Raw genomic sequence first — 20414 nt, 5'->3', positions numbered from 1 at the left:
AATCTGTCGGGCTATCCGCCATCGGCGGGATAAATGACGGGGGAATAACAATGAAAACCTGGATACGAAAATCGTTACTGACCGCGACTTCCATGGCACTGCTCGGCGCGAGCTCGCTCGGCTCGGCCGCGCCGGTGGAGGCCGTCTATGGCTTCGAGGTGGAGAATCCGCCGGCATTCGTCGCCGCATTGGACCGCTTTCTTGCGACCGACGAAATGAAAGCGGCGAAAGTCTCTCTCTGGGCTACTGAATTCAATGGCTCGAACCCGACCACGCATCTGATCGTCACCGACCACCAGAGCCACGATGCCTATCAGAAAATGACGAGCACACGGCTGGCGAGTGATGCCTGGCCGCGCTATCTGCTTGCCGTGAACGACATCGCGGATCTCACCGGTGAGACCCTCTACATAGAGCGTATGCGTGAGGGCGGTAACTGGCGCGAACATGGGGCCGTAGCCGCCTACGTGATGTCCGTCTCCGACCCTCGCCGCTATGCCGAGGCTTTCGGCACCATGATCAAAGAGGCGGGTCATCCGGGCTCGGTTCGGCTCATGGAAGCGCGGGCGGGAGCCACAGGCTACAGCCACGTGGTACTGATCACGGCGCCCAATATCGCTGACCTGAACAATTACCTGGACAAGCTGCTGGCAGGCGATGCCTACGCGAAATTCGTCGGCACGGTTGGCGACATCCGCAAGATCACCACGGTGAGCATGTATAGCCGGATCAAGAGCTGGGGCAATTAGGAATCGCGACTGAAAAGCGGTCGGGAGGATGCTCGTACAGAAGGCTTACTCCCGACCGCGCATTCAGCTGGGGGACCGGCGATTGCAAGAAGCCGAGTGAGCACTCGGGACTACTGCATTACGCGTACATGATGCGAGCCGCGGTTCTTTTGGGCTGGTGCCAACGATCAGGCGTTCCAGGGTGTCGGGAGCGTAACTTACCCCGGTCGGGGAAGCTTACGGATCGTCCCGCTCGAGCAACCGCACCATCTCCTCGGCCACCAATGCAGCTGACGGCAAGAACATACTTGAGACAATGCGTTGATCGACAACGACCGCATGTTTGTCCGCCAGCGTTTCCTTATTCTGGGCCTCTGCTCCGTTCTTGCGGAGTTGATCCTCGACGAGAAACGGCAACAGGCTGCCTTCCTTCGCCCATGACTTGGAACGCTCCGTCGAATTCGGGAACCCGGCCACGCGCTTACCTGCGACCAGATAGCTGCCGTCTTCGAGCCTGGCGTTGGCAAAGCCGCCCGGGCCATGCCCGCAGCCACCCACGACGCCGCCGTGTTCGTATATGCGACCGATGAGGTTCATCAGTGCTTCGTCGGATGCAACGTCGAACAATGTGCCGTAGCCACCGCCGATATACACGGCTTGATACTGGGCCGCATCAATCTGACCGGGTTTGAGCGTGTTTCCAGCCTTGCCCAAGAAGTTCTCGTACTTGATGGCATAGCTGCTGATTCCCAGGGGATCCATCATGAACTCGACGGGGCCTCCCTGAGGCGAGACGAAATCGACCTCGTAACCATGCATTACGAAGATATGGTAAGGCGGTGCATACTCCCAGAGGTTGTTACGCGCATCGTGCTGCTCCGGATCGCCCATGTCGAGGACGTTTGAAGCGACAAAGAGAATCTTGCCTTTTGCGGCAGCGAACGTCGGAGCCGCGGCGAGTAGTGATGCAGCCAAACAGCAGGTAAGCGCCAGGGCACGCGATTTCTTGATCAGAAGCTTCAAGTTCAATGGATTCCTCTTTCCGCTGCCCAAGTACCTTTATTTGGCGATTCCCGCGCAACAATTGCGTCCCGAACCGCTCCCGGGTTCCATCTCGGCCCGACTCAGCCTGTTTTGAGTTCCTCTCTCAATACTCGACGCAGAGTCTCCTCGTCCACCGGACCCGATGCCAGTGCTTCCCGCAGCGTCCGGTTGATGAGCGTCTGATAGCCGATTCCCTCCGCTTCCGCCTTCGCACGAAACGTCATCAGCACATCGTTGTCGAGCATGATCGTGATCCGGGTCTTGCCCCTGGCCTGCGATTGCAGCTTTGCCAGGTGCGGCACGTCCCTGGCTCGCTTCGCTTTCGAGAAGTCATGTTCCTTTGGCATAGAATTCGGCTTCCTTTCGGGTGGCCCTGCGTGCGGCGATGAGGCGAATGCGATCCGCCCAGCGCAACGTATACACCAGCGTTAACAGGCGGGCTCTGACGGTCATGGCGATCACTATCCAGCGGTGCTCGTAGTCGGCCAAGGCGTTCTGCTGCGCTAAACCCGCTTAGCGAGGAGAGCAGTCCAGAGGCTTCCTCGAAGCAAATCCGATGCTTTCTCAAGTTCGCAGAGGGCTTGATAGCATCTGATTCGATTTATGTATTGAGTATGTATATATCTGACAATACTGGCAAGCCCATGGAAGCTTGAACGAGGACCTGACCGTAGCCCGTGAATTAAGCCACTCCCAATGTGCGAGATGGAGCATATCAGGCAGATTCGAACGACATACCCTCGTCCAATTTTCACATCAACGCGTCAGCAGCGGCGCGTAGAGCCGTCCGCTTCACACAGTTATTGGATAGGCCTTTTTGACGGACGCGTCACAAGGACCTCGCAATAAAGGCCTCTCGCCAGTCCCGCAGTGCCTCTATGTCCATTTTCAGTTCACCTGGCTTGGGGGGCGCGACCGGAGCTTCATTCGGCTGCGAGTGTTCATAACGGGAGTACTTCGTCATCAGGTCTTCGAGGAATCTGCAGTCCTCGGCCGTGATTCGTGCCAGCTTGTCCAGTTTGCCTTGCGTGTTAATGGCCCTCCTGAACCTTTGAACAACATCCGCCAACAGCTCGCATTCGATCATGCGTTCCAGAAGAATGCGGAAATCGCTGCAAATAGACTTCGCAAATAACGCGTAGGCGGCTTCGCCTTCCGCTTCATGCACCTTCCGAGCCTTGGCCAGATGCTCATTCAGGAGCACATTGAGCGCCTTGTCGGGCTTCTTCACGAACAGCGGCGTGTCGCCCGGCTCACCCGTACCCCAAGGCTCGCTTCTGACACAGGTCACCTTAGGTTCACGTCCCTCGCGCTTCGCGAATTCCTGCAATAGAACCAGCAGAGAAACTCGATGGGTGAACACGATAACTTGCCTATCCGCAGCCAAGCGTACCAAACGCTGCACTACGGCCTCCTCAAAGTCCTGATCCAACGATGAAATAGGGTCGTCGAACACGAATGGCGCGGGCTGTTGCTTCCCCGTTACGTCCGCCAAGAAGGCAGCAAGAGATACGACGCGGTGTTCGCCTTCGCTCAGAACCTCCCGCGGCGCGCCGGATCGGGCATTCGCCAAGCGCAACTCATGAAGAACGCGGCCTCGATCAACTCGCTTCTTGACCAGTTCGATCTTGATCTGTGATGCCCTAAGCGCGGCCAGTTCATCGTGGAATCGTTGTATGTACGCCTCCGTGATAAGTTCTTCCGCAAGCTCGCCCTTCTTGCGCGAGAGACCGCGCGTGTCCGTCAGCCGCTTTGCACTGTTCAAGCGCGTGATGGCCTGAAGCCTCTCAATCTCTGCGTTTACGGCAAGACGCTGTTCGAAGAGCCACTTCCGCGCTTTGAGTTCACGCAGTTCGCTCTTGAGTTGTGGCCGCGTGTCGGACGTTGCGTCTTCTTGTGCCTTCTGTGCGGCCTCAGCGTATTCAGACGCTTTCTTCTTACTGTCCTGTAGCCAAGACGTGAAATCCGGAGCGTCAGGCAGATCAGTCTCCGACTCTACATCGAGCAGCTTTGCTTTGCGTTGCCGGAGAGCCTCCACCAAAGTGACCAACGGGGGCATGTCCCCTTCGTAGGTCAGTCCTGCCGCGTCGCACTGTGTCTTGATTTCCTGAGCGGTCGGTATGTCCCCGATAACGAGCATCGCATCGTCGAGGGCCGTCTCCGCGACTCTCGCATCTTCCTCGGCTTGCCCTTTGACGAACTCTTCGAAGGATGCGAGGCGCTTTCGGGCATCATCCGACAATGGCTGATGGCAGAGCACGCATTTGGCATCGGAGCCAAGCTGCGGAAATGGCTGGTCAGGATACGCGTACCCTTCGGAGTACCGGCGCGCGTGGGCCCACAAGAGACTCCAGGCATCCGTTCCGATGCCCTTCAAGGGAGCCCCGGAAAACGCCTTGGTAGCTGCGGCCTGTGCGGCCTCACGTTTGATGCGCTTGTCCTTCTTTAGCCTCACGATTTGACGGCAGTTCTCATCGGAGAGTGTCGAAACGTGGCTCTCGATCCCACGGAGTATTTTCTCCAGGTACTTCTTTTTCGAAAGCAGTTCCTTGGCCCGATCGGCGGGCGCCTTCTCTGCCAGTCGCTTTTCCAGATCGGTAACGTAATTGTCGGCTTTGGTGGACCATTCCGTGTGCGCAGCGACATCTTCAGGTGTAGTTGCGGCGGTCAGGGACGAGTACCAGAGCCCGAGAACTGTCTCGGCTAACTCCGCAGGCATCTGAGGCTTCTTCGAAGCGAGTCTGCGAATTTTGTCATCAATGCGACGCGAGATCTCGTCGCAGACGGCGATCAGTTCGGAGAAGAACACGAGTGCGGGCGGTTCATAGGTGACCTCACTTTCGCCCTCCAAGTACATTCTGCCGCACTCCGTATCGAAGATATCCACGGGCCGAAGGTCCGCCTGAACCCCGTCATTGGTACTCCAAGAGACCTGGCGTTCGCGACCGTCGCTCTTGTACGTGATGTTGGCCGACTGTGGAGCGCCGTCTGTGGCGAACACGTTGGGATGCAGCGTTCCTGGACTCCGGGCGCCACATACGTGCTTCAATATCCAAACGTAGCCGGATTTCCCAGATCCGTTTCCCCCGTAGACGACAGTCATGTTGTCCGAGCCGAATTCCAGTGGACTACGAGGTGCTAGCGCGTTGATGCCTTTCACACTGCCGATGGAACACAGGTGCAGTGCTGACTCGCTTTGGAGACCGAACGCGTCCGTGGGGAACGAGGCCTCCGTTGGTGTGTCTCCCGAGTCGACCTCACGCAAACACTTGTCGAAAAGCGTATCGACGTCCTTATCGGCTAGACGCCCTTTCGTCAGGAGAAGGCTGGCAGCTTCCTGCAGCCACTTTGGGCGACCCGAGAACCATGTGTTGAGGTCTTCCATCAATTTACTCCTCGCTCACCCGTCTCAATCGCCTGAGATCCATTTTTACGTCAGTCTCGACGCCTGCGGGACGCACTGAGTCGGAGAGAACTTGGTGGTCGAAAAGTACCACAATCAGAAATTATCGCGCGACGCCGGCCCACAAGCGCCTGAACAGACTCAAGGTTATGGGGAGATATGTTCCCGGCGGGGGGCCGTTCGATTTTGAACCGCGTTCGATCCGAAGATCATCGCGATCCCAGAACGGGAGCTGGCTACGTGCTCGATAACAACGCGCAGCGATCCGACTGCGGCTGATTGCGCTTTAGCGAGGAGAGAGCGGACCGGCACAATCCGCCGTCGAATTACTCCACCGTCACCGACTTCGCCAGATTCCTCGGCTGATCTACATCCGTCCCCTTCAGCACGGCGACGTGATACGCCAGCAGCTGCAACGGCACGGTATAAACAATCGGCGCGATCAGCCGATCGGCGTGCGGCATGTCGATGACCTTCACACCTTCCTCGCTCTGGATCCCCGTCTCCTTGTCGGCGAAGACGTAGAGCTGCCCGCCACGCGCCCGCACCACCTGCATATTGGATTTCAGCTTATCCAGTAGCTCGTTGTTAGGCGCGACGACCACCACCGGCATGTCCTCGTCGATGAGCGCCAGCGGACCGTGCTTGAGTTCCCCCGCAGCATAGGCCTCGGCGTGGATATAGGAGATCTCCTTCAGCTTCAGCGCGCCTTCCATGGCGATCGGCCACATGGGGCCGCGGCCGAGGAACAGCGTGTGATGCTTCTCGGCGAAGTCCTCGGCGAGATCTTTCAGCGTGTCGCTCATGCCCAGCGCCTCCTCCACTGCCGCCGCGGTGTGCATCACGTGGGGCACGAGTTCGGCTTCTTTCTCCGCGCTCATGCCGCGCTGGCGGGCGAGGATGAGGGTCACCAGCAGCATGGAGAGGAGCTGGGTGGTGAAGGCCTTGGTGCTGGCGACGCCGATCTCGGGGCCGGCATGGGTCATCATGGTGAGGTCGGATTCCCGCACCATGGAGCTGTGGGCGCTGTTGCAGATGGTAAGGCTGCCGACGTAGCCGGACTGCTTGGCGATGCGCAGCGCTTCCAGCGTGTCGGCGGTCTCGCCGGACTGTGACAGCGTCAGGAACAGCGTGTTGGGCGGCACGGCCACGTGCCGGTAGCGGTATTCGCTGGCGATTTCCACTTGGCAGGTGACGCCGGCCAGCGACTCCAGCCAGTACTTGCCGACGCAGCCGGCGTGGTAGCTGGTGCCGCAGGCGACGATGTGGATGTGCTCGACGTCGTTGAGCATCTCGGCGGCCTGGGGGCCGAGGGAGTCGGTGACGACCTTGCCGCTCTCGATGCGGCCGTACAGGGTGTTGGCCAGCGCGCTCGGCTGCTCGAAGATCTCCTTCAGCATGAAGTGGCGGTAGGGTCCCTTCTCCGCCGAGTCGCTGCTCCACTGGGTCTCGTGCACCTTGCGCTCGACGGCGTTGCCGTCCACGTCGAAGATGTTCACGGCGTCGCGTTTGATCTCGGCGAGGTCGCCCTGCTCGAGGTAGATGAAGCGCTGGGTGACCGGCAGCAGCGCGGGCACGCCGCTGGCCACGTAGTTCTCGCCGATGCCGAGGCCGATCACGAGCGGGCTGGCCACGCGGCTGACCACGAAGCGGTCCGGGTCGGTGGCGTCGAACACCAGCAGGGCGAAGGCGCCGGTGAAACGCGCGACGGAGCGGCGCACGGCCTCGGGCAGGTCGCAGCCATCCTTCAGGTGGTCGTGCACCAGGTGGGCGGCCACCTCGGTGTCGGTCTCGGACAGGAACTCGTAGCCCTTGGCCTGGAGTTCTTCCTTGATCTCCTGGTAGTTCTCGATGATGCCGTTGTGGATCACCGCCACGCGGTCGCCGGAGAGGTGCGGATGCGCATTGGCCTCGGTGACGCCGCCGTGGGTGGCCCAGCGCGTGTGGGCCACGCCGAGGCGGCCCTCGAGGGGATCGGCCTCGAGCTTGGCATCGAGTTCGGCCACCTTGCCGACGGTGCGGCGCAGGCCAATGCCGCCGTCCTTCTCGAGCACGGCCACGCCCGCAGAGTCGTAGCCGCGGTATTCCAGTCGCCTGAGGCCCTCGACGAGGACCGGGACCACGTTGCGTTCAGCGATGGCGCCGACGATGCCGCACATATGCTTCTCCTTGCTGCAGCGGCGAGCCCGTCAGGACTCTTTCTTCTGCGGCCGCTTCCAGTGTTCCAGTGTGATCTGTTTGCTGCGCGCCAGCGTCAGCCTCTCTGCCGGCGCCGGCTTGCTGATGGTGGAGCCGGCGCCGATGGTGGCGCCCGCGCCCACTTCCACCGGCGCCACGAGATTCACTCCCGAGCCGATGAAGGCGCCGTCGCCGATGACGGTGCGGTGCTTGTTGGCGCCGTCGTAGTTGCAGGTGATGGTGCCGGCGCCCACGTTGACCTTGCGGCCGATGGTGGTGTCGCCGATGTAGGTGAGATGGTTCACCTTGCTGCCCTCGCCGATCAGGCTCTTCTTCACCTCGACGAAGTTGCCGGCCTTGGAGCCGTCGGCGAACTCGGCGCCGGGGCGCAGCCGCGCGAACGGGCCGATCTGGCAGCCGGCGTGGATGACGCTCTCCTCGATCACCGTATGCGGATGGATGACGGAGTCCGCCCCGATGCGGCTGTCGCGCACCACCACGCCAAGGCCGATTCGCGCCCGGTCGCCGAGCACCACCTCGCCCTCGAAGACGGCATTCACGTCGATGAAGACGTCGCGGCCGACGGTGAGCGTGCCGCGGATGTCCACCCGCGCCGGATCGGCCACAGTGGCACCCGCCGTCATGATCTCTTCCACCCGGCGGCGCTGCAGCGCCCGCTCGGCCTCGGCCAGCTGTCTCTTGTCGTTGATGCCCATGACTTCGGTCCAGGACTCCGCCTTCACGCCGTGGACGGCGACGCCGTCCGCCACCGCGCTGGCGATGATGTCGGTCAGGTAGTACTCGCCCTGGGCGTTGTCGGCGCTCAGGTTTTCGAGCCAGCCCGAGAGCCGGGCGGCCGGAGCAACGATGATTCCGCTGTTGATCTCGGCGATGTCGAGTTCGGCGCCGCTGGCATCCTTCTGCTCGACGATGCGCTGCACGTCGCCGTCCGCGCCGCGGACGATGCGCCCGTAGCCCGTCGGGTCCGGCACGTCCACCGTGAGCACGCCCACGCTGCCGTCGGCGCAGGCCTCGGTGAGGCGCTGAAGCGTCTCCGGCCGGATCAGCGGCACGTCGCCGCACAGCACCAGCACCTGGTTGGGCTCCGGGGTGTCCGGCAGCGCCTGCATGACCGCGTGCCCGGTGCCCAGCTGCTCGGCCTGCAGGGCCCAGCGGAGGTCGGCCTCCGGGAAGCCGTCCCGCACCCGGTCGCCGCCGTGGCCGTAGACCACGCAGATATCAGCCGCGCCCAGCGCGCGGGCGGTATCGACCACGTGAGCGAGCAGCGGACGGCCCGCCAGCGGCTGCAGGACCTTGGGCAGGTCCGAACGCATGCGGGTGCCCTGCCCGGCGGCGAGTATGACGATGCTGAGTGGCAAGGGTTTCGGGTTGTCTGTGGGTGTGTTTACGTAAAATCGAATGATAGCGCAGGCGCGGGGGCCGTGATGTTACCCGGTTCACAGGCGTGACGGTGCTCAGCGTTCGTTCAGTTTGGCTGTGGCAGAATGCCCGGACATCAATCCTCCCGGGAGGACGGACATGACCCGTAGCCCGAAAACAGGGGCCGCGCGACGGCCCGGACCCGCCGTGACGCTGGCCGTTTGCGCGGCCACGCTGGCCCTGGCCGCCTGCGACGGCCGCATCTACGTGCGCGACGGTGTCACCGACGGCGACACGTTCTACCTGCCGCCCCAGGTGCTTATCGACGACAGCCCGGATCTGCAGAGCTGGGTAGCCTACAGCCTGGACCGCAGCACCTGCCAGCTCATGATCGGCGGGGACAACCCGGCCCGCAACCATTCCTGGGACTGCGAGCTGGGCGCGCGGGAGATACTCGTGGAGACCTGGCACGAGCAGAGCCGCATGAAGGACGCCCGGGACGCGTACCTGGACACGCTGGCGGCGGTGGCGGATGCGGGCTATCTGGACGAATACGTCTGGCACTACCACGCCCGGGACGACTGGCGCCGGCCGCCGGACCTGGAGCAGGCCGCGTTCGAGCGCTGGCAGCGGCAGCGCCTGGCCGATCATCGGCCGCGCACGCGCATCGTGGGGTCCTGGAACTACGCGAGCGTGACCGGGTCGCTGCGCTGAGGGGCCCTGGCCTGGGTCGGCCGACCGTCAGACCTTGAGACGGCGGTCGAAAGCCACCGTTTTCACCAGCGCGTAGACGAGCAGGCCCGGCTCGAGTCCGAGGTCGCGCACCGCCAGCCGGGTGATACGCGCCCGCACCATCGCGCCGCCGCAGTCCAGCCGCACCTCCGCGTACGGGCCGGTCTCCTCGCGGACCTGCACCACGGTGGCCGGCAGCTGGTTGCGCATGGATACCCCCTCCAGCCGCCGCAGGGACAACGCCACGTCGCGGGCGCGCAGCCGCACCCGAACGCGCTCGCCCACGCCGGCGTGCATGGCGCCCGGCGTCCACAGCAGCCCCGCGCCGACGTCCACGCAGGTCAGCGAGTGTTCCTCGTCGTGGCGGGTGACGTGGCCCTCCAGCAGGGAGCCGGCCTCGAAGTGGCCGGTGACTTCGGCACCGAGCCGTTCCAGCATGGCCACCGTCGGGCCCTGGCCCGCGGTGCGCCCGTCTCGCAGCGCCACGAGGCGGTCGGCGATCTGGGCGATCTCCTCCACCAGATGACTCACGAACAGCACGGGCAAACCGAAGCGCCGTGGCAGCTCCGCGATCATCGCCAGGATGACGGCCTTGCGCTCCCGATCCAGCGCCACCAGCGGCTCGTCCATCAAAAGCAGGCGCGGGCGGGCCAGCAGGGCGCGGCCGATGGCCACCCGCTGCGTCTCGCCGCCGGAGAGCGTATCCACGCGGCGGTCGAGCAGCCCGGCGAGGCCGAGGGCGGCGATCACCTCGCCGCGGCGCACCGAGGGGCCGCGCGGGTCCGCCCGGCGGGCGGCGTAGTCGAGGTTGCCGGCCACATCCAGGTGTTGGAACAGGCGGCCGTCCTGGAAGACGACGCCGACCGGCCGGCGATGGGGCGGGAGGAAGCGGCGGCCGTCCTGCCAGACGACGCCGTCCGCCTCGATGCGGCCGGTGCCGGGAAGGAATCCCGCCACTGCCTGCAGCAGGGTGGTCTTGCCGGCGCCGCTGGGGCCGAACAGGGAGGTGATGCCCTCCAGTTCCAGCTCCTCGTCCACCCGCAGCTCGAAGCGGCCGCGGCGCACGTGGAGGTCGAGGGCCAGGCGCATCAGGCCACCCGCGTCCGGTAACGGCCGTTGGCGAGATACACCGACAGCAGCACCACGAAGGAGAAGACGAGCAGCGCCGCGGCCAGCCGGTGGGCGGCCGCATGGTCCAGCGTCTCCACGTGCTCGAAGATGGAGATGGACAACACCCGGGTGCGGCCGGGGATGTTGCCGCCCACCATCAGCATGACGCCGAATTCGCCGAGGGTGTGGGCGAAGGTGAGCACCGCGGCGGTCACGTAGCCCCGCAGCGCCAGCGGCAGCGCCACCGAGAAGAAGGCGTCCAGCGGACTCGCCCGCAGGCTGGCGGCGGCCTCGAGTCGCCGGCGGCCCACGGACTCGAACGCGTTCTGCAGCGGCTGCACGGCGAACGGCAACGAATGCAGGCAGGAGGCGATGACCAGCCCGATGAAGGAAAAGCTCAGCGTGTCGCCGGTGAGCTTCACCCACCAGCTGCCGATGGGGCCGGCGGGGCCGAGCAGGACCAGCAGATAGAACCCCATTACCGTGGGCGGCAGCACGAGCGGCATGGCCACCACGGCCTCGGCCACCCGGGCCCAGCGGCCGCGGGCGAAGGCCAGGCGCCAGGCCAGCGGCGTGGCCACGAGTATCAGCACCACCACGGTGGTGGCAGCCAGCAGTAGCGTGGTGCGCGCGGCTTCCCAGTCGGCCGGAGACAACATGTCAGGGGATGCGGTAGCCGGCGCGGCGAATGACGGCGCGGGCGTCGGCGCTGCGGAGAAACTCGAGGAAGGCCGCCGCGCCGGGGTTATCGGCGCCGCGCGTCAGCAGGACGGCGGTCTGGTGCAGCGGCGTGTACAGGGCCTGGGGCGGCTCCCAGTAGCGGCCCTCCCTGGCATCGTTCGTGAGGACGGAGGAGAGCGCGACGAAACCGAGGTCGGCGGCGCCGGAAGCCACCGCGGACCAGGCGCCGGCCACGCTCTGGGTGCGGGCGATACGGCCCTGCAGTGACTCCCAGCGTCCCATCGCCGTCAGCACCTCCTGGGCTGCGGCGCCGTAGGGTGCGGTGCGGGGGTTGGCGATGGCGAGATGGTGGAATTGCCCTTCCAGCGCTTCGGGGCCGGGGGGACCGTCCGGGTCGGCGGACCAGAGGACGAGTGTGCCGACGGCGTAGACGAAGGCGCTGCCGGCTACCGCGTGGCCTTCCTCCAGCGCCCGGGCAGGCCGGGCCTCGTCGGCAGCCAGGAAGACGTCGTAGGGCGCGCCGTTCGCGATCTGGGCATACAGGCTGCCGGTGGAGCCGGCGGCGAGGCGCAGCTCGTGGCCCGTGCGGCGCTCGAATTCGGGCTCCAGCTGCTGCACCGTCGCGAGGAAATTCCCGGCGACCGCCACTGTCACGTCCGCGGCCCTCGCACTCGAGCCGGCGAACGCGATGGCGATGATGATCGCGCCCGTAACGAGGAGGATCGTCGATAAGGTCTTCGGTGCCGTGGTCTTCAGGACGGCCGGTCGTCCTGTCGCGGTGTGGCGCATGCCGGGGAGCCTCCGTACAGAGGCACTTAATCTGCGCGGGCGCGCAGACGGGGTCAAGCCGGACTCAGCCGGTCTTGCCCTTCAGCTTCTGGGCAGCGCGGTAGCGGGCCTCGGCCTCCGCCAGCTCCTGCTGGGCCTGCGCCAGGTCGGTTTCCTCGGCGGCGCCTTCCAGCGCCTTCCCGGCGGCTTCCTTGGCCTGCAGGGCGGCGGCCTCGTCGAGCTGCTCGCCGCGGAGCGCAGTGTCCGCAAGGATGGTGACCATGTGCGGCTGGATCTCGAGCACGCCGCCGGTGAGGTAGAAGTTGTGCTCGGCGCCTTCCTCGTCCTCCACCCGGCACATGCCCGGCTTCAGCGTCGTCAGCAGCGGCGCGTGGCGGGGGGCGATGCCCACCTCGCCCTCAGACGCCGGCGCGAAGACCATCGCGGCGGTGCCGGAATAGATCTCGCCTTCCGCGCTGACGATGTCGACTTTGATGGTTGGCATTGCTCGTTAGCCTCGTGTGCCGATGCAGCGGCTTTTACTGCATCTTCTTGGCGTTCTCCACGGCCTCTTCGATGGTGCCGACCATGTAGAAGGCCTGCTCCGGGATGTGGTCGTACTCGCCGTCGACGATGCCCTGGAAACCGCGGATGGTGTCCTTAAGCGTGACGTAGGTGCCGGGCGTGCCGGTGAACGTCTCGGCCACGAAGAACGGCTGCGACAGGAAGCGCTGGATCTTGCGCGCCCGGTTCACGGTGAGCTTCTGCTCCTCGGAGAGTTCGTCCATGCCGAGGATGGCGATGATGTCCTGCAGCTCCTTGTAGGTCTGCAGCACGGCCTGTACCGAACGGGCGCAGTCGTAGTGCTCCTGGCCGATCACGTTCGGGTCCAGCAGACGCGAGGTGGAATCCAGGGGGTCCACGGCCGGGTAGATGCCGAGCTCGGCGATCTGGCGGGACAGCACCAGCGTGGCGTCAAGGTGGGCGAAGGTCGTGGCCGGCGACGGGTCGGTGAGGTCGTCGGCGGGGACGTACACGGCCTGGAACGAGGTGATGGAACCGGTCTTGGTGGAGGTGATGCGCTCCTGCAGCACGCCCATCTCCTCGGCCAGCGTCGGCTGGTAACCCACGGCGGAGGGCATGCGGCCCAGCAGCGCCGACACCTCGGTGCCGGCCAGGGTGTAGCGGTAGATGTTGTCGATGAACATCAGGACGTCGCGGCCCTCGTCGCGGAAGTACTCCGCCATGGTGAGGCCGGTGAGCGCCACGCGCAGGCGGTTGCCCGGCGGCTCGTTCATCTGGCCGAACACGAGCGCCACCTTGTCGAGGACGCCCGCTTCCTTCATCTCGTAGTAGAAGTCGTTACCCTCGCGGGTACGCTCGCCGACGCCCGCGAACACGGACAGGCCGGAATGCTGCTTGGCGATGTTGTTGATGAGCTCGAGCAGCGTCACCGTCTTGCCCACGCCGGCGCCGCCGAACAGACCCACCTTGCCGCCCTTGGCGATGGGCATGATGAGGTCGATGACCTTCACGCCGGTCTCCAGCAGCTGGGTGGCGGCCTCCTGGTCCTCGTAGGCCGGCGGCTTGCGGTGGATGGGCCAGAGTTCCTCGGTGGAGACCTCGCCCGCGTCGTCGATGGGCTTGCCGAGCACGTCCATGATACGGCCGAGCGTGCCGGCGCCGACCGGCACCGAGATGGGCTGGCCCGTGTTCTTCACCGTCATGCCGCGCTGCAGGCCCTCACTGGAGCCCATGGCGATCGTGCGGACCACGCCGTCGCCGAGCTGCTGCTGTACCTCCAGCGTCAGCCCGCCGTCTTCGAGTTCCAGCGCGTCGTAGATGTTCGGGATGGACTCCCGCGGGAATTCCACGTCCACGACGGCGCCGATGATCTGCACGGTCTTTCCGCTGCTCATGCGTATTTCCTCATCATTCGAATCGGGCCTGAAGGCCCTCCCACATTCTTTTGTCGGGCCTGAAGGCCCTCCTACATTAAAAATCGTCAGCCGCTTACGGCTGCCGCGCCGCCCACGATCTCCGAGATCTCCTGGGTGATGGCGGCCTGGCGGGCCTTGTTGTACTGCAGCTGCAGGCTCTCGATGATGTCGCCGGCGTTGTCCGTGGCGGACTTCATGGCGATCATCTTCGCGGCCATCTCGCAGGCGAAATTCTCCACCGCGCCGCGGTAGACCTGGGACTCGATGTAGCGCTGCAGCACGTCGTCCAGCAGTTCCGCCGGGTCGGGCTCGTAGATGTAGTCCCAGTGCTGCTGCAGCTCCTCGTTGTCACCCTCGATCTCGCTCACCGGCAGAATGGTCTTCACTTCCGGCTTCTGGCTCATCGTGCTGACGAACTCGTTGTGCACGAGGAACAGCCGGTCGATGCGGCCCTCGCTGTAGGCGTCCAGCATCACCTTGATGGAGCCGAGCAGGTCGTTGATCTGCGGCGAGTCGCCGAGATGGCTGGCCGTGGCCACCACGTTGCCGCCGACGCGGCGGAAGAACTGCACCGCCTTGGCGCCGATCAGCGCCATGTCGATCTCCACCTCCTCTTCGGACCAGTGCCGCAGCTCCTTGATGACGCGCTTGAACATGTTCACGTTCAGGCCGCCGCAGAGGCCGCGGTCGGTGGAGATGACGATGAAGCCGACGCGGCGCACCTCGCGCTGCTCGAGCCACGGGTGACGGTAGTCCGGATTGGCCTGGGAGAGGTGGCCGACCACCCGGCGGATACGCTCGGCATACGGACGGGAGGCCTCCATCTGGGCCTGCGCCTTGCGGATCTTGCTCGCCGCGACCATTTCCATGGCGCTGGTGATCTTCTGCATGTTCTTTACGCTCTTGATCTTGGAGCGTATTTCCTTCTCGCCAGCCATATTGCTCTCTCGGGCTCTCTCGGGTTTCTCGGGGACGCTATTACCCGGCGTTTACCAGGTGCCGGTCTCCTTGAACTCCTGCAGGACCTTCTTCAGTCCGTCCTGGATCTCGTCGTCGTAGGCGCCGGTCTCGTCGATCTTCTGGATCAGGTCTGCGTGGCTCGCGTGGGCGAACGCATGCAGGGCGGCCTCGAAGTCCACCACCTTCTCCACCGCCACGTCGTCGAGGTAACCCTCGTTGACCGCGTACAGGGACAGGCCCATCTCGCCGACCGACAGGGGCGAGTACTGCTTCTGCTTCATCAGCTCCGTGACGCGCTGGCCGCGTGCCAGCTGTTTGCGGGTGGTCTCGTCCAGATCGGAGGCGAACTGGGCGAACGCCGCCAGCTCCCGGTACTGGGCCAGGGCCAGGCGCACGCCGCCGCCGAGCTTCTTGATGATCTTGGTCTGGGCCGCGCCGCCCACACGGGACACCGACAGGCCGGCGTTGATGGCCGGGCGGACGCCTGCGTTGAACAGGTCCGACTCCAGGAAGATCTGGCCGTCGGTAATGGAGATCACGTTGGTGGGCACGAAGGCCGAGACGTCGCCGGCCTGGGTCTCGATGATCGGCAGCGCCGTCAGCGAGCCCGTCTTGCCCTTCACCTCGCCGTTGGTGGCGCGCTCGACGTAGTCCTCATTCACCCGCGCCGCGCGCTCCAGCAGGCGGGAGTGCAGGTAGAAGACGTCGCCGGGATAGGCTTCGCGGCCCGGCGGGCGGCGCAGCAGCAGCGACACCTGGCGATACGCCCAGGCCTGCTTGGTGAGGTCGTCGTAGATGATCAGCGCGTCCTGGCCGCGGTCGCGGAAGTACTCGCCCATGGCGCAGCCGGCGTAGGGGGCGATGTACTGCATGGCCGCGGACTCGGCGGCGGTGGCCGCGACGACGATGGTGTGATCCATCGCGCCCTCTTCCTCGAGCTTGCGCACGACGCCGGCGACCGACGAGACCTTCTGGCCTACGGCGACGTAGATGCACTTTATGCCCTTGCCTTTCTGGTTGATGATCGTGTCGACCGCGATGGCAGTCTTGCCGGTCTGGCGGTCGCCGATGATCAGCTCGCGCTGGCCGCGGCCGATCGGCACCATGGAGTCGATGGCCTTCAGGCCGGTCTGCACCGGCTGGTCCACCGACTTCCTTTCGATGACGCCCGGGGCGATCTTCTCGATGGGCTCGAAGCCGGACTCCTTGATGTCGCCCTTGCCGTCGATGGGGCGACCCAGCGAGTCGACGACGCGGCCGAGCAGCGCCTCGCCCACCGGCACCTCGAGGATGCGGCCGGTGGTCTTCACCGTGTCGCCTTCCGAGATGTGGGTGTAGTCGCCCAGGATCACGGCGCCCACCGAGTCCTGCTCGAGGTTCAGCGCCAGGCCGAACGTGTCGCCGGGGAATTCGAGCATCTCACCGTATTTCGCATCCGTGAGGCCGTAGATGCGGGTGATGCCGTCGTTCAGGCCGATGACCGTGCCGACGTCGCGCGCCTCGGCGGCGGACTCGAAATTCTGTATGCGCTCTTTAATCAGTTCACTGATTTCAGAAGCCTTGAGTGCCATGTCTCGTTCCTCTTAGCTGCCCAGTACGTTGGCGAGCTTCGTGAGCCGCGAACGTATCGAGCCATCAATGACAAAGTCGCCGGCGCGTATCACTGCGCCGCCGATGAGTTCTTCGTCCACCGCCGTGGAGAGTGTCACCTCCCGGCCCAGTTTCTCCTCGAGCGCCTTGCGGATGCGCGCCGACAGCTCGTCGGTAAGCGGCGAGGCGGCGGTCACGGTCACATCGATGGTGTTCTCCAGTTCCGCCTTCAGCTCGTCGAAGTGCCCGGCTATCTCCGGCAGCACCTCGATGCGGTCGTAATCCACCAGCAGCCGGAGCAGGTTCGTGCCCTTCGTCTCGCCGCCCGCAAGCATCTTCGCCCCGGGCATCTCGGCGAACAGGCCGGTCAGGAACTCGATCCGCTGCGTATCGGAATAGCGCGGGTCGTGCATCACCTCGGCCACGCCATCGTCGGCCGCTACGGTCGCCGCCACGCCGAGCGCAGAAGACCACTCGTCCAGTGTGCCGTCCTGGCGCGCCAGTTCGAACAGCGCATCGGCGTAGGGTCTTGCCAGGGTGTGCTTGTCCGCCATCGTTCGCCCCTACAGCTGGGAGGCCAGCTTGTTCAGGATGTCCTCGTGACTGGCGCTGTCGATCTCGCGCTGCAGGATCTTCTCGGCGCTGGCCACGGCGATTGCCGAGACCTGGCCGCGGAGTTCCTCCCGCGCCTTGTGGGTCTCCTGCTGGATCTCCGCGCGCGCCGCCGCCAGCTGACGCTCGCGCTCGCGCTCGCCCTCTGCCTTGCCTTCCGCGACGATCTGGTTGGCCCGTGCGTTCGCCTGATCCACGATCTCCTGGGCCCGTTCCCGGGCCTCACGCACGAGCTCGTCGACCTTCGCTTCGGCCGTCTCGAGACTCTGCTGACCGCGTTCGGCCGCCGCGAGGCCGTCGGCGATAGTCTTCTGCCGCTCCTCGATGGCGTTCATGAGGTGCGGCCAGATGAACTTCATGCAGAACCACACGAAGAACAGGAACGCGACGGACTGGCCGATCAGTGTCAGGTTGATATTCACCTGCGTATCTCCTCAATCTTTCCTGGGCATGCCGGCTGCGGGCCGCTGGTCATGCAGGCACGCGCCTGCATGCGGCCCGTCAAAGGCCGGATGCTCAGCCGAGGGTCGCCTGCAGCTGACCGACGAAGGGATTCGCGAAGGCGAACAGGAGCGCGACACCCACGCCGATCATCGCGACGGCGTCGAGCAGGGCGACGACCAGGAACATCTTCGTCTGCAGCATCGGTGCCAGTTCCGGCTGGCGGGCAGAGCTCTCGAGGAAGCGGCCGCCCAGCAGGCCCATGCCGATGGCGACGCCGATGGCGCCGAAGCCGATCATGATTGCCACCGCAATCGCCGTCATGCCAATTACAAAGTCCATCAGTTTCTCCGTCTCAGGATCAGGTCAGTTAAAAGGAATCGTTGATAAGAAAGACTCAATACAGAATCAGTGGTGCTCGTGAGCAAGGCTCAGGTAAACGATCGTGAGCATCATGAAGATGAAGGCCTGCAGGATGATCACGAGGATATGGAACACCGCCCAGGCGAAGTGCAGCGGCAGCTGCCACAGCCCGACCAGCGCGATGAGGATGAATATCAGCTCGCCGGCGTAGAGGTTGCCGAAGAGTCGCAGCGAGAGCGAGAGCGGCTTGGCCAGCAGCGACACGCTCTCGAGGATGAAGTTGAACGCGATGATGAACGGCGCGCCGATGAGGCCGAGCCCCTTCGACGGCGGCTTGATCGGGTGTAGCGTCAGCTCGCCGATGAACCCGCCGAAGCCCTTGACCTTGATGCTGTAGAACACGATCAGGGCGAACACCGACAGCGACAGCCCGAAGGTCACGTTCACATCGGTGGTGGGGACCACCTTCAGATAGGGGATACCGATCTGTTCGGCAGACCAGGGGAGCCAGTCCACCGGCACCAGGTCCATCAGGTTCATCAGGAACACCCAGATGAACACGGTCAACGCGAGGGGCGCGATAACGTCGCTCTTACCGTGGAAGGCGTCCTTCACGGAGCCGTCCACGAAGTCGACGATGAGCTCGATGAATGCCTGCAGCTTGCCGGGCACGCCGCTGGTGGCGGCGCTGGCCACCTTGCGGAACAGCCAGACGAAGGCGAGACCGAGAAGCACGGCGACCACGATGGAGTCGACGTTGATGGCCATGAACGTGCTGCCGCACTTGTTCCACACCCACTCGCCGTCGACCCGGCACACCTGCAGGTTCTGCAGGTGATGCGAGATGTATTCGCTGGCGGTCCGTTCCGCCGCTCCGTGGGTTTCGCCTGCCATTCCCGTGCCGCTCTCGCTATCCGTCAGAATGTGTCTTGCGCGCGCCGCCCTCGAGCGCGGGCGCAATCAGAATCACCAGTTGTGCCAGTATGAATCCGGCGAGCACCGCGACATAGGAGAGCGGCCTCACCAGCGCAAAGACCACGCCGAACAGGAGCACGGTCAGAGCGAACTTGCCCATCTCGCCGAGCCACGCGCCGCGCATGAGCCCCTCGAGATCCGCTTTCAGTATCCGCGCGGCGAGGAATGCATTCGGCAGAATGCAGATCAAGCCGCCGATCAGCAGCGAATAGCCCGGGACCGTCCCGTAACCGATCCAGACCGCCGCGGTCAGGAACAGCGTCAGGCCTGTCTGTGCCAGCAGTATCTTCAGCACCAGGTGCCGAGGATCGCGACCATCGCCCGGGGCGCTCACGCGAAGCGGACCTCGTTGCTGGATGAAGCCGACAATAAAAACGCCACTAACCCCTGGGTATGTGCCTGGGTACGTGGCGTGGACAGGTCTTTGGAAACGATCCTGTGCAAACCTGAGCATTATAGATAGCGTCCTGCTGCTGCGCAACATCGCCCGCCGGCTCCGGCAGAGCCGCCCGGCCGGCGGCCTGGCGCGGCGCGGCGGTCTGCGAACTGGCGCACGGAACCCTCGCGCCGCAGCCGTATAGTCGATCCTCGACAGTGAGTCTGCGGCGCCGACGGTCGCGCCGCAATGACCCCGGAGGTAATCAATGGCAGACAAAGGCGGAATACCCGGGCCCCGGATCACGGCGGAAGCGCTGGAGGCGGCGGTGGTCCGGCGCGAGTTCGTCGTGCAGTTCCAGCCCAAGGTGGAGCGGGTCGATGAGAGCGGCGAATGGCGCACCACGGAGGCGGAGGCGCTGATCCGCTGGCGCCATCCGGAGCACGGCCTGCTGGGGCCCGGTGCCTTCCTGCCGGCGGCCGAGCGGCTGGGCCGCATCGCCGAGCTGGACGAGCTGGTGCTGAGGAATATGCTCAGGAACCTGCGCAGGTGGCGCGAGCGGGGCCTGGCGCTCAAGGGCTGCATCAACCTGGCGCCGGCGGAGCTCGCCGACCCGGCACTGCCCTGGCGCTACGCCCAGATCGTCGAGCAGTACGGGCTCGCCTGTGCCGACGTTACGCTGGAGATCGCCGAATCGGCCGTGGCCGACCCGGACTTCGCCGGGCGCCGCGTGGTCTCTGCGCTCCGGCAACAGGGCTTCCGTATCTCGCTGGACGACTTCGGCGCCGCGGCCTCCTCGCTGAAGGCGTTCGGCGCGCTGGAGCTCGACGAGATCAAGATCGACGCCAGCATGCTGGCCCACGCCCGGGCCAACGAGATGTCGCGCAAGGCGCTGGCGGCGATCACGGGCCTGGCGCACAGCTCCGGCATCACCGTGTGCGCCGAAGGAGTGGAGGACGAGGAGACGCTGGCGTTTCTGCGCGAGATCCGCTGCGACAAGATGCAGGGCTTCCTGATCTCGGCGGCCGTCATGCCGGAGATCATCCGCAGCTGCTACCCGGCGGTGGCGGCGGCATCGGCCGCCTGAGAGCCGGCGCCCGGCTTCGGCGCCCGGAGACCCGAGCGAAAGAGGC

21 protein-coding genes are annotated in these 20414 nt (G+C 64.8%); 3 read left to right on the top strand and 18 right to left on the bottom strand.

Annotated features, from left to right (window positions below; translation table 11 throughout):
• Positions 1-50 precede the first annotated feature (50 nt).
• Complete coding sequence (locus tag ACJMKZ_RS09475) at positions 51-749, top strand: hypothetical protein (RefSeq protein ID WP_405232941.1); 699 nt, start codon at positions 51-53, stop codon at positions 747-749.
• Between the two features lie 216 nt (positions 750-965).
• On the opposite strand, the gene ACJMKZ_RS09470 is transcribed toward ACJMKZ_RS09475, so the two are convergent.
• The 6 genes from ACJMKZ_RS09470 to glmU form a co-directional block, all read right to left on the bottom strand.
• Positions 966-1742, bottom strand: coding sequence for a type 1 glutamine amidotransferase domain-containing protein (locus tag ACJMKZ_RS09470; RefSeq protein ID WP_405233166.1), 777 nt, complete (start codon positions 1740-1742; stop codon positions 966-968).
• A 110-nt stretch (positions 1743-1852) separates the two neighbouring features.
• Complete coding sequence (locus ACJMKZ_RS09465; RefSeq protein ID WP_405232940.1) at positions 1853-2119, bottom strand: BrnA antitoxin family protein; 267 nt, start codon at positions 2117-2119, stop codon at positions 1853-1855.
• The gene (locus ACJMKZ_RS09460; RefSeq protein WP_405232939.1) at positions 2103-2261 is read right to left on the bottom strand and encodes a BrnT family toxin; all 159 of its coding nucleotides are present in this window, start codon (positions 2259-2261) and stop codon (positions 2103-2105) included. Before ACJMKZ_RS09460 ends, ACJMKZ_RS09465 begins: the two co-directional genes overlap by 17 nt.
• A gap of 340 nt (positions 2262-2601) precedes the next feature.
• Positions 2602-5157, bottom strand: a complete 2556-nt coding sequence (locus tag ACJMKZ_RS09455) for an AAA family ATPase (protein ID WP_405232938.1) — start codon at positions 5155-5157, stop codon at positions 2602-2604.
• 344 nt (positions 5158-5501) lie between these two features.
• Complete coding sequence (glmS, locus tag ACJMKZ_RS09450; RefSeq protein WP_405232937.1) at positions 5502-7334, bottom strand: glutamine--fructose-6-phosphate transaminase (isomerizing); 1833 nt, start codon at positions 7332-7334, stop codon at positions 5502-5504.
• A 30-nt stretch (positions 7335-7364) separates the two neighbouring features.
• Positions 7365-8732: a bifunctional UDP-N-acetylglucosamine diphosphorylase/glucosamine-1-phosphate N-acetyltransferase GlmU gene (gene glmU / locus ACJMKZ_RS09445; RefSeq protein ID WP_405232936.1), complete on the bottom strand. Its 1368-nt coding sequence runs from the start codon at positions 8730-8732 to the stop codon at positions 7365-7367.
• A 160-nt stretch (positions 8733-8892) separates the two neighbouring features.
• Between glmU and ACJMKZ_RS09440 the strand changes: the two genes are divergently transcribed.
• Positions 8893-9447: a hypothetical protein gene (locus ACJMKZ_RS09440; RefSeq protein WP_405232935.1), complete on the top strand. Its 555-nt coding sequence runs from the start codon at positions 8893-8895 to the stop codon at positions 9445-9447.
• Between the two features lie 27 nt (positions 9448-9474).
• Here the strand turns inward: ACJMKZ_RS09440 and modC are convergent, their stop codons facing one another.
• The 12 genes from modC to ACJMKZ_RS09380 all read right to left on the bottom strand — a co-directional run bounded on the left by modC (position 9475) and on the right by ACJMKZ_RS09380 (position 19239).
• Positions 9475-10554, bottom strand: coding sequence for a molybdenum ABC transporter ATP-binding protein (gene modC / locus ACJMKZ_RS09435; protein ID WP_405232934.1), 1080 nt, complete (start codon positions 10552-10554; stop codon positions 9475-9477).
• The gene (modB, locus tag ACJMKZ_RS09430; protein ID WP_405232933.1) at positions 10554-11234 is read right to left on the bottom strand and encodes a molybdate ABC transporter permease subunit; all 681 of its coding nucleotides are present in this window, start codon (positions 11232-11234) and stop codon (positions 10554-10556) included. The genes modC and modB overlap by 1 nt, the downstream gene beginning before the upstream one ends.
• Before the next feature lies 1 nt (position 11235).
• The gene (gene modA / locus ACJMKZ_RS09425; RefSeq protein WP_405232932.1) at positions 11236-12045 is read right to left on the bottom strand and encodes a molybdate ABC transporter substrate-binding protein; all 810 of its coding nucleotides are present in this window, start codon (positions 12043-12045) and stop codon (positions 11236-11238) included.
• 64 nt (positions 12046-12109) lie between these two features.
• Entirely contained in the window at positions 12110-12529 is a 420-nt protein-coding gene (locus tag ACJMKZ_RS09420) for a F0F1 ATP synthase subunit epsilon (RefSeq protein WP_405232931.1), read from the bottom strand.
• A gap of 34 nt (positions 12530-12563) precedes the next feature.
• A complete protein-coding gene (gene atpD, locus ACJMKZ_RS09415; RefSeq protein ID WP_405232930.1) occupies positions 12564-13943 on the bottom strand; it encodes a F0F1 ATP synthase subunit beta in 1380 nt (459 codons plus the stop codon).
• An 86-nt stretch (positions 13944-14029) separates the two neighbouring features.
• Entirely contained in the window at positions 14030-14902 is an 873-nt protein-coding gene (gene atpG / locus ACJMKZ_RS09410; protein WP_405232929.1) for a F0F1 ATP synthase subunit gamma, read from the bottom strand.
• A gap of 51 nt (positions 14903-14953) precedes the next feature.
• Entirely contained in the window at positions 14954-16495 is a 1542-nt protein-coding gene (atpA, locus tag ACJMKZ_RS09405) for a F0F1 ATP synthase subunit alpha (protein WP_405232928.1), read from the bottom strand.
• Between the two features lie 12 nt (positions 16496-16507).
• Positions 16508-17068 (bottom strand): F0F1 ATP synthase subunit delta, encoded by a 561-nt coding sequence (locus tag ACJMKZ_RS09400; RefSeq protein ID WP_405232927.1) that lies wholly within the window; start codon positions 17066-17068, stop codon positions 16508-16510.
• A 9-nt stretch (positions 17069-17077) separates the two neighbouring features.
• On the bottom strand, positions 17078-17548 hold the full coding sequence (locus ACJMKZ_RS09395) for a F0F1 ATP synthase subunit B (protein WP_405225445.1): 471 nt from the start codon (positions 17546-17548) through the stop codon (positions 17078-17080).
• Positions 17549-17642: 94 nt separating this feature from the next.
• The gene (gene atpE / locus ACJMKZ_RS09390; protein ID WP_405225442.1) at positions 17643-17909 is read right to left on the bottom strand and encodes a F0F1 ATP synthase subunit C; all 267 of its coding nucleotides are present in this window, start codon (positions 17907-17909) and stop codon (positions 17643-17645) included.
• A gap of 66 nt (positions 17910-17975) precedes the next feature.
• Positions 17976-18824 carry a F0F1 ATP synthase subunit A gene (gene atpB, locus ACJMKZ_RS09385; protein WP_405232926.1) on the bottom strand — a complete coding sequence of 283 codons (849 nt, stop codon included), beginning with the start codon at positions 18822-18824 and terminating at the stop codon, positions 17976-17978.
• Positions 18825-18840: 16 nt separating this feature from the next.
• A complete protein-coding gene (locus ACJMKZ_RS09380) occupies positions 18841-19239 on the bottom strand; it encodes an ATP synthase subunit I (RefSeq protein WP_405232925.1) in 399 nt (132 codons plus the stop codon).
• A 310-nt stretch (positions 19240-19549) separates the two neighbouring features.
• Here ACJMKZ_RS09380 and ACJMKZ_RS09375 point away from each other — a divergent pair, with 310 nt between their 5' ends.
• Positions 19550-20368, top strand: a complete 819-nt coding sequence (locus ACJMKZ_RS09375) for an EAL domain-containing protein (protein WP_405232924.1) — start codon at positions 19550-19552, stop codon at positions 20366-20368.
• Positions 20369-20414 lie beyond the last annotated feature (46 nt).

This window comes from Lentisalinibacter salinarum (assembly GCF_040706555.1).
GTDB lineage: Bacteria > Pseudomonadota > Gammaproteobacteria > Steroidobacterales > Woeseiaceae > Lentisalinibacter > Lentisalinibacter salinarum.
The sequence above is the reverse complement of the archived record's forward strand: the minus strand, read 5'-3'. Positions and strand labels throughout refer to the sequence as shown.